Origin of the sequence: Rhizobium sp. SG2393 (assembly GCF_042610495.1) — a bacterium.
Lineage (GTDB): Bacteria > Pseudomonadota > Alphaproteobacteria > Rhizobiales > Rhizobiaceae > RU20A.
The window spans coordinates 211,136-219,913 of record NZ_JBHGAP010000004.1 but is presented as its reverse complement, the minus strand read 5'-3'; the positions used below and the strand labels follow the sequence as shown (position 1 = coordinate 219,913).

Sequence of the window (8,778 nt, the reverse complement as noted above, 5' to 3'; positions counted from 1 at the left end):
GGGGGGGCGAATATTGGAAGCCGATAAGGGGGTCAAAATTCCGAGCCGATTTACACTTACAACCTTTCATCAGGTCTGCTTTTTTGGTGCCGGACCCGCTAGCCGTTTGTGTCCGAATGGGCCATTGCCCTGAATGTCATTTCGCGAGTCAGGATACCCCTGGCCCGACCGCCCTCCGTCACCACGATGGCATCGCGCACGGCAAGCAGCAGAAAACACTGGCCGATCACGGACCCCGCATCCACGGAAGAGACCGGGATTACTTGGTCCGTCGCCCCTTGCATGAGAAGATGCGGACCGTCTCGATCGGTGACGATGATGCCCGGATGGTCGCGCAGGAATAACGCCGACCGTTCCGGCGTTACCTCGGGTGTCGTCAGAACCGGCACTTTCGTGAACGCCTCGCGGGCATACAGGGCACGCGGAAGATCGACTTTGCGCAAGAAACGCTCCACATAGGTGTCGGCGGGACCTGCCGCGGCATGTGGCGAGCGCCTATGGTGCCGGTCACCCGTTACTTGAAATGGGGAATTGGCGGATCCGACTGGCGCGACAGTTGCGCGGCATATTCGGCAAAAGGGGTTCCCTCCAGCCAGGACGCGCCTTTGATCGTCTTCAGCCTCTGCGATAAGACCTGGACTGCATCCTTTTGCGTATATCTCCGTCTTCAGCACCCGATGCACGGATGTCAGTAGCTCCTTAGAAACCTTGCTATATTTGACGGTCGCCAACGGAGAAGGTCTTGCTATCGACTTCTAGACGATCCTCTTCCAGCGCGACAATACCGGTTGCGAAGCGATGATCTGCTTGTCTTTATAGAGCGCGGGTTGCACGGGCAGGGCGGCATGATCGATCGCCCTTTGCTTCTGTGCCTCTGCCGGAGCAAGAAAGACGGACCTCGACACATACCTTGACGCGACTACCGGTTTAAGGTTTATTTAAGTCACCGTGCTTACGAGGTTGGTCAATGCGCGCATCTATTGTGAAACGGTTGACTTTTCTCGCCACGGCTCTTTCTGCAACAGTATTGCTGAGCGGCTGCACGACTTCGGCGGGCCGTCCGACAAAATGTGAAGTGGGCACGAAGAAGTCCGACTGCAAAGTCGTGAAGAAGGCCCATAACAACGCCATCGCTGGCCATTCCGGCAGATCCAGCAATTACTGATTTCGGATGCTGACCTTTCCAAGACAGACAATCCGAGAAGGTCAGAGATTCAGCAATTTCATTCACGAGGCCGGAACATCGATCATTGATCGGTGCGTGGATATTCATCGCCAACCTCTGATCCAGAGGGTGAGCGAGCCAGATCGCGACGTCATACTGCCGACGGCGCGCCTTCTGCGCGATCGTGTCGTAACACTGGCCGCCGGCGATGCGCTGGAGGGCGGCACCCGTCACCGGCGACGCGCGCTCAAGGAGCTTCTCGCGGTCTGCGCCTTCGAGGACTGGAACCCCGCCCATTTTCTCGACACCGCCGAAATGCTAGCGGCGGTCGCGCTTGGGCTCTTGTGGTGCCGAAGCCTGGCAACCCCGGCCGAGCAAAGCCGTCTCGACGCCGCCATCACGGCAAAGGGCCTTCAGCCCGGCGCCGAAGCTTTTGCGCGCGGCGACTTCTGGGTATCCGCCACTCACAACTGGAACACGGTCTGCTGCGGGGCGCTGGTGCTGGGTGCGCTCAGCCTGCGGCATGGAACCAGGAGGCGGGTAGCCGATCTGCATCCGGTTTTTGCACCCGCGCTCGCAGGCCTGCGCAACGGGTTTTCGGCGTTCGGAGACGATGGCGGGTATGCCGAGGGCGTGGCCTATTGGGCGCTCGCCATGCGCGCTGCGCTGCTGGCCGAGAGCGCGTTGCTCGCCGCCGGCTTCTCGGACGGGCTGCCGCCGCATCTCGCTGCCGGCTGGCGGTTTTCGCGCGATATGCTGGCGCCCTCGGGACGCCCCTTCGACTTTGGCGACACCCCGCCCGACTGGGAGCGGCCAGACTGTCTGGGCCTGCTCGCAAGCCTTGCCGCAGACCCGGAGGCCGCACGGTGGCACCGGGAGGCGCCGGGCGCGCTCACGGGCCTCGATCTCCTGTGGCCGGGACCGCCGCATAGGGGGGAACCGACACAGTCCGGCTCCGGAGCCGCCGCGGCCTGCTCCCTCTCCTGGTATGGCACGGCTGGCGCCGGCATCCTGCGCGCGGGTGACTGGTGGGTGGGGTTCAAGGGTGGACGCAACGACGTCAACCACGCCCATCTCGACCTCGGGTCATTCATTCTGGAATGGCGCGGCCAGCGTTTCGCCATCGACGCCGGTCGCGATTCCTATGCGCTGCCGGGCTATTTCGACAACCGGCAGCGTTTCACCTATCTCCGTACGGGGACGCGGGCTCACAACCTTCTGGTTTTCGGAGGCCGGAACCAAAGTGTCGACGCCGCCGCGCAGCTTGCGGCGCAGGAGGAGACAGGCGCGGCGGTGGCCCTGACGCTGGAAATGTCCGACCCCGCCTCCCCGACGCGCTGGCGTCGCATGGTGCGCGCGACAGAAACGGGCGTCGAGGTGACGGACGAGGTCGAAGCTAAAAGGGCCGAGCATGACGGCGCGGAGGCTGCCGTGATCTGGCAGCTCATGAGCAGGGCACAGGCGACGATCAGCTATGGAGCGGCATACCTGCGGATGGGGGCGGACAGCCTCCGGCTCGCGATCCTCGAGCCCGGGAACGTGCACTGGCGCGCAGAACCGGTTGAGACGCCGCCGGGCGAAAGCTCCAATGCGGGCATGATCCGCCTATCCTTTGTGGTGCCGCGCGGCGCAAGGCGCCTGCGGGTCTGCTTCACCGGCGAGACGAGCGGCTTCGGTGACGGACGCAAGGAGGCGGCGGAAACGCGCGCGCCTGACAGGAAAGGACGGGTGGCATGAGGCGATGGACAGCCCTTCTCAAACGATTGGCCCGGCGCGGCGCGGAAAGGCCGGATGCTCCCGAGGCGTCCATGGCGCTCTTCGATGGCGAAGGCGCACCCACGGTCATCCTCGTCACACTGCTGGGCGTGGCAGACCATCACGTTGAGGAGATCGTCACCACCACGCACGCCCGCTTTGTGCGCTCCCGCGTCGTTTATGTCACCGACAGCCTCGATTTCATGAGGCTGCGCCGCATGGGCGCCGCGTTCGAATATCTACCCCCTGCCCTCGACCAGCAGCTCCACGCGGGTGAACTCTCTTGGCGGCTCTATCTCGAGCGCCGCTGGGACCTGCTCCTGGCCAAGTGGAAGCCGCTGCATGTGCTGAGCTACGGGCAGAACATCGAGACCTATCTTCGCGCCGCGCCGGACCTGGCACGCGATGCCGGCGCGCGGGACGAGGGACCATGACGGCCGTCTTCGATGTCGTCTATGTCGCGGATGTCCGGTTCGAGGGCGGCACATCGACGGCGCTGGCGGTCGAGATCGTTGCGGCCGCGCGGGCCGGCCTGCGCACCGGGCTTCTGGCCATCAAGGGCAGCCTTCTCGGCCTGCCCTTTCCCATGCATCCCGATCTACGCCGGCTGATCGATGAGGGCCTGACGGAGCGGCTCGATCCGGACATGCCGGTCCACGCATGGATGGTGCAGATCCATCATCCCACCATCATCGAGAGGCGGCCCCATTGCCGCATCCACACGACCTGCGATCGCCTCGTGGTTGTGCTCCACCATCCGATGGTGGATGCGGCCGGCCGCCGACAGTACGATCTGGACAAGGTGGTGCGAAATGCGCGCGAGGCCTTCGGCAGCGATGTGGTGCTGGCCCCGGTCAGCCCCGTGGTGCGATGGAGCCTTCCCGCCTCCCTGCCGCCGCGCACCAGCCTGTTTGACGAGGACTGGCCGAACCTGATCGAGGCCGATGCTTGGCCGGTGCGGGCGCGCCCGGCGCCGCGCTGGCCGGTGACGATCGGGCGCCATGCCAGGCCCGATCCGCTGAAGTGGCCGAGCCGGGAGGATGCATGGCGCGCCTATCCGCCCGATGGCGCTCGATACCGCGTGCGAGTCCTCGGCGCGGGTGACTTCCTGACGGAGAAATACGGGGGAACGCCGGCCAACTGGGAGCTGCTGCCCTTCGCCTGGGATGGCGTCGCCGCTTTCCTCGGTAGCCTCGATTTCTACGTCTATTACCACGATCCCGACTGGTCGGAGGCCTTCGGCCGGACGATCCTGGAAGCGCTGGCCGTCGGGCTCGTGGTAATCCTGCCGCCGCATTTCGAGCCGCTGTTCGGCAAAGCCGCGCTTTATTGCGTGCCCACCCATGTCGATCGCCTCATCACGCGCTATGTCGAGGATCCCGAACTCTACGCCGAACAGTGCGCCATCGCGCGCCGCTTCGTCGAGACCGTACACGACGCGAGGCTTTACGAACCACGCATGCGTCGGCTGATCGCGGCGACCGAGGCCGAGGGCGGGGAAAGCCGGCCACCGGCTGCAGCTGGCACAATGATGCCACCCCTGCCAGTTCGCAATGTCCTCTTCATGTCGTCGAACGGGATCGGTGTCGGCCACATAACCCAGCAGCTGGCGATCGCCGAACGGCTGGAACGCGATCTCACACCGGTTTTCTGTACTATGTCCTATGCGATGCGGGCGGCAGTTGATGCGAGTTTCCAGTCCCATTTCCTCCCGCATCATGCCGCAATCGACGCTCCCGTTGACAGCTGGAACACCGCGCTCGCCGAGGAAGTCTTCGCCCTTCTGACGCATCTTCGGCCGCGCGTGTTCGCCTACGACGCCACAGCTGTTTTCAGCGGGGTGGTGGATGCGCTGGCCATGCTGCCCGACATCTTCAAGATCTGGGTCCGGCGGCCCTTCTGGCGCGAATGCCACCGTCCCTTCCTTGCCTGCGCCTGGGCCTTCGACGCGGTCATCGAACCCGGAGAGCTGGCGGAGGAATTCGATCATGGACCGACCGCCGAACAGCGCCATCTGACCTTGCGGGTGCCACCGGTGCTGCATGTCGATCCGGCGCGGCGCCTGCCGCGTGCCGCCGCACGCCAGGCGCTCGGCCTCGACCAGGAGAGTGTCGTTGTCGCCGTGCAACTGGGGTCGGGCGCCAATTTCGACATGAGCGCGGTGCGCGACAGGATTGTGCGTGCGCTCCTGCGGCACCCGAACGTCATTGTTGTCGAAACGGTCTCGCCCATCACTCCGGAAGCGAAGGCCTTCGTCCCGCTTTCCGAGAGGCATCGACAGGCATCGCTCTTCCCGAGTTTCCGCTACAGCCTCGCCTTCGATGCCGCCGTCTCGGCTGCCGGGTACAACGCCTTTCACGAACAGGTGCTCGGCGCCATTCCCACCCTCTTCGTCCCGAACGAGGCCCCCGACATGGACCTGCAGGCCGCGCGCGCTCACTGGGCCGACGTCACGGGTCGTGGCTGGATGGCGCGACGCGATGTCGACATGGCCTGCATCGAGGATCGGGTCGAGGCACTCATCGATGCACGCGAGCGCGCCGCGGTGCGGATGCGCTGCGCCGACATCGAATGGACCAACGGGGCAGAGATCATCGCCCGGTATGTGGAGGATCATGCGCGGCTGGTGCGGACCGATCTGGACCCGCGCCGGTTCTCGAGGGGCTGAGGACGCGGCCGATGGGGGCAGCCTGCAACATCTGCGGCGGACGGCGATTCGGCGACACTTACGGGCAGGCCGGCAGCGCCTTCCTGCGCCAGGGGGTGCGCTGCCTCGGCTGCGATTCCCTCGAACGCCACCGGCTGCTCTACGAACGGCTGGAGCGGGGCGGCTTTCTGTCGCGACCGCTCGCCGTCCTTCACATCGCCCCTGAACCCTGCCTCGTCGGCATTTTCAGGGCCTCCTGGGGCAGAGGTTACCACCCGGCGGACAGGACGCCCGCGCAGGTGCCAGTCCAAGGTGTCGCCCGGCTGGATCTCTGTACCGATGCTGGCCGCCTCGGCGCGGCGCGCTATGATCTCGTCATCCACAATCACGTGCTGGAGCATGTCGACTGCGATTACCGGGCGGTCGCCCGCGCGCTGCACGCCGCCCTCAAGCCAGGCGGATGGCACATCTTTTCCATTCCCTTCATGAACGGCGGCTTTCGCGAGGCGCAGGGTCCGCTGGAGTCACACGAGCGCACACGCCGTTTTGGGCAGGCGGATCACATGAGGATCTTCTCGCCCGACGATCTCGCCACAACGCTCGGCGCCGCCCTGCCGCTTCCGCCGGACTACGATGCCACACGCGGCGTGGCGCCGGAGCGGCTGGTCGAGATCGGCATTCCCGAGGCCGCCTGGCGCGGCTTCAACAACAATGCGCTCTTTATGCTCGAGGCCTCGGAGCCTGCGCCTTCCGCCGGCGAACTCCCCTCGCCGGCACCGGCCCAGCGGGAGAAGGCGCCACGCCGATGCCGCGATGTTCTCTTCGTCAGCGCCAATGGCGTGGGGCAGGGGCATCTGTCGCGGCAGCTGGCCATCGCAACACGGCTGAAGGATTACACCGCCGGATTTCTCACCTTCAGCTACAGCGCGCGCATCGTGCGCGAGGCGGGCTTCGCCGTCCACTATCTGCCCCACCATGCGGCAACGGGCGAAGATACGCGCCACTGGAACGCACGACTGGCCAACGAGATCGACCTTCTCCTCGATGCGCGCGGTTCCGATGCGCTCGTCTACGACGTCAACTTCGTCTTCGACGGGGTGATCGACGTGCTGCGGCGGCGCAAGGATCTGCGCTCGATCTGGATCCGACGCGCCATGTGGCCCGATCACCATGCGGACTATCTCGGTGCCGGCATCCACTTCGACACCATCGTCGAGCCGGGCGATTTTGCTGAGGCCTTCGACAGGGGACCAACGGTCGCCGCGCGGCAGCATGTGCAAAGGGTGGCGCCGGTTCTGCTCACGCAGCCGCATCACAGGCTTGGCCGCGACGAGGCGCGTGCCGCGCTCGGTCTCGCCCCCTCGGCAACGACGCTGCTCCTGGAGATCTCCCGGCCCGCCGGTCATGCGCTGGCCGGCCGGCGCACCGCCATCCTCGACCGGCTTTCCCGCGAAACGGAGCTGGAGATCGTCGAGCTCGTCTCGCCGTTGATCGAGGCCGACGCGACGGATCCGGGCCCGCGGCATCGGCGCATCAGCCTCTACCCTGCCTACCCCTACACGGCGGCCTTCGACATGGCGATCACCCGTGCCGGCTACAACGTGTTCCACGAGGCCATCGCCGCTGCGCTTCCGACGCTCTTTGTGCCGGACGAGGGCCGCGACATGGACTTGCAGATCAACAGGGCGCGCTTTGCCGAGGAGAACGGGCTCGCACTCTGTCTGCCGGCATCAGGCGGCGCGGCGGAAACGGAAGACGTCGTCAGCCGGCTTCTCGACGACAGCGTTCGTAAGAGGCTCGCATCGAACTGCCGGGCTTTCATGGAGTTGAGGGGCGGCTTTGAAAACGGGGCGGATGCGATCGCACGCCTGGTCGAGCGGGCGGGGGACGAGACATGAGCGGGGAACGGGCACCCTCCAGCCTCTGCCTTGTTCCGTGGATACACGCGCATGTCGATGCCCAGGGATTTCGGGGCCTGTGCTGCATGGACATGGCGCGGCGCGGCGAAGCCGTGCGGCGCCGGGACGAGAGCTTCGAAGCCTTCTGGAACGGTGCCCCGATGCGCGCCGTGCGACGCCAGATGCTCTCCGGCGCGCTGCCCGAGCGATGCCGCCTGTGCCGGGGCGACGGGAACCGCAGCCAGTCGCTGAAGGATCAGATCGCCGAACGCTGGCCGGGACGCGAGCCGGAGATCATCGCCGCCACCGACGCGGACGGCGCCACCACACTGCGCCCCTTCACCTTCGATTATCGCACCTCGATCTGCAATCTGAAGTGCCGGACCTGCGGACCCCTCTCCTCCAGTTCCGCCGAAGCCGAGGCCCGCCAGCAGGATGCGATCGCGGCGGTCGAGACGGAGGGGCGGAGCTGGGACGCCGCCTACCGGCGCTTTCGCGCCACATCGGTCGACGCCGCGCGCGGCGAACTGCTGGCGGCAGTGAAGGTCGGCGCGGTGCGGCAGCTCTACTGGGCCGGCGGTGAGCCACTCGCCGACGAGACGCACTGGAGCGTGATGCTGGCGCTCGTGGAAAGCGGGCAGGCGGACAGCGTCGACGTCGCCTACAACACCAATCTCACCCTTCTCAGCCACCGTCAGCGCTCCGTCGAGACCCTCTGGCCGGCCTTCCGCTCCGTCCATGTGCAGGCCTCCGTGGACGGCCTGAACGCGGCCGGCACCTATATCCGCAGCGGCTTCGACGACGCCGTCTTTCGCGCCAATGTCGAGACTGTCCGGGCGCTTGCCGCACGCTTTCCGACGATCCGGCTGACGCTCGACGTGACCGTCACCTCCGTCGGGCTCCTGCATCTCGGACCGCTCCTCGAGTTCGCACTGGAGGCCGGCATCGAGGTCACCGGCAAATTCATGGTCCCGCGTCCGGTCAATGCCTATCTCGCCGTGGAGGCGCTGCCCGACGATGTCAGGCGTCAGTGGTCGGAACACTGGATGGACGTCATCCTGCGCCGTGACGAAAACAATCGTCTCGGCGCACTCTACGATCTGCTGCGCCATGGCCTCACCCTCCCCGGCCGGCTCGATCCGGGCTGGGAGGCGGCGGCAGTCGAGGCGATCGCGGCCTTCGAGACCGCGCGTCAGGACGCGGGAGGGCTGCGGCGCCTGATGGCCGTCGATTCGCGCCTGGCGGCGTTTCCCTTCCCGCGCGACACGGCGAGGGCCGAAGATGCGCCTCGAATTTGACCTTGTGAGCAAAGC

Annotated in this window: 7 protein-coding genes; 5 read left to right on the top strand and 2 right to left on the bottom strand. The window is 66.0% G+C overall.

Going from position 1 to position 8,778, the window contains the following annotated elements:
* Positions 1 to 98: 98 nt before the first annotated feature.
* Both ACED18_RS12610 and ACED18_RS12605 read right to left on the bottom strand, forming a co-directional pair.
* Positions 99 to 443 (bottom strand): hypothetical protein, encoded by a 345-nt coding sequence (locus ACED18_RS12610; protein WP_377292672.1) that lies wholly within the window; start codon positions 441 to 443, stop codon positions 99 to 101.
* A 484-nt stretch (positions 444 to 927) separates the two neighbouring features.
* Positions 928 to 1,158 carry a hypothetical protein gene (locus ACED18_RS12605; RefSeq protein ID WP_377292670.1) on the bottom strand — a complete coding sequence of 77 codons (231 nt, stop codon included), beginning with the start codon at positions 1,156 to 1,158 and terminating at the stop codon, positions 928 to 930.
* 13 nt (positions 1,159 to 1,171) lie between these two features.
* Between ACED18_RS12605 and ACED18_RS12600 the strand changes: the two genes are divergently transcribed.
* The 5 genes from ACED18_RS12600 to ACED18_RS12580 are packed head-to-tail and all read left to right on the top strand — an operon-like array spanning position 1,172 to position 8,763.
* Complete coding sequence (locus ACED18_RS12600) at positions 1,172 to 2,902, top strand: heparinase II/III family protein (protein ID WP_377292668.1); 1,731 nt, start codon at positions 1,172 to 1,174, stop codon at positions 2,900 to 2,902.
* Positions 2,899 to 3,354, top strand: coding sequence for a hypothetical protein (locus tag ACED18_RS12595; RefSeq protein ID WP_377292666.1), 456 nt, complete (start codon positions 2,899 to 2,901; stop codon positions 3,352 to 3,354). The genes ACED18_RS12600 and ACED18_RS12595 overlap by 4 nt, the downstream gene beginning before the upstream one ends.
* Positions 3,351 to 5,588, top strand: a complete 2,238-nt coding sequence (locus tag ACED18_RS12590; RefSeq protein ID WP_377292664.1) for a glycosyltransferase — start codon at positions 3,351 to 3,353, stop codon at positions 5,586 to 5,588. Before ACED18_RS12595 ends, ACED18_RS12590 begins: the two co-directional genes overlap by 4 nt.
* A gap of 11 nt (positions 5,589 to 5,599) precedes the next feature.
* Complete coding sequence (locus tag ACED18_RS12585) at positions 5,600 to 7,465, top strand: methyltransferase domain-containing protein (protein WP_377292662.1); 1,866 nt, start codon at positions 5,600 to 5,602, stop codon at positions 7,463 to 7,465.
* Complete coding sequence (locus ACED18_RS12580; RefSeq protein ID WP_377292660.1) at positions 7,462 to 8,763, top strand: twitch domain-containing radical SAM protein; 1,302 nt, start codon at positions 7,462 to 7,464, stop codon at positions 8,761 to 8,763. The genes ACED18_RS12585 and ACED18_RS12580 overlap by 4 nt, the downstream gene beginning before the upstream one ends.
* Positions 8,764 to 8,778: the final 15 nt, after the last annotated feature.

Bases quoted from the DNA above. Each gene is read 5' to 3' on its own strand.
- ACED18_RS12600 (WP_377292668.1), top strand. From the start codon at position 1,172: ATGCTGACCTTTCCAAGACAGACAATCCGAGAAGGTCAGAGATTCAGC.
- ACED18_RS12595 (WP_377292666.1), top strand. From the start codon at position 2,899: ATGAGGCGATGGACAGCCCTTCTCAAACGATTGGCCCGGCGCGGCGCG.
- ACED18_RS12590 (WP_377292664.1), top strand. From the start codon at position 3,351: ATGACGGCCGTCTTCGATGTCGTCTATGTCGCGGATGTCCGGTTCGAG.
- ACED18_RS12585 (WP_377292662.1), top strand. From the start codon at position 5,600: ATGGGGGCAGCCTGCAACATCTGCGGCGGACGGCGATTCGGCGACACT.
- ACED18_RS12580 (WP_377292660.1), top strand. From the start codon at position 7,462: ATGAGCGGGGAACGGGCACCCTCCAGCCTCTGCCTTGTTCCGTGGATA.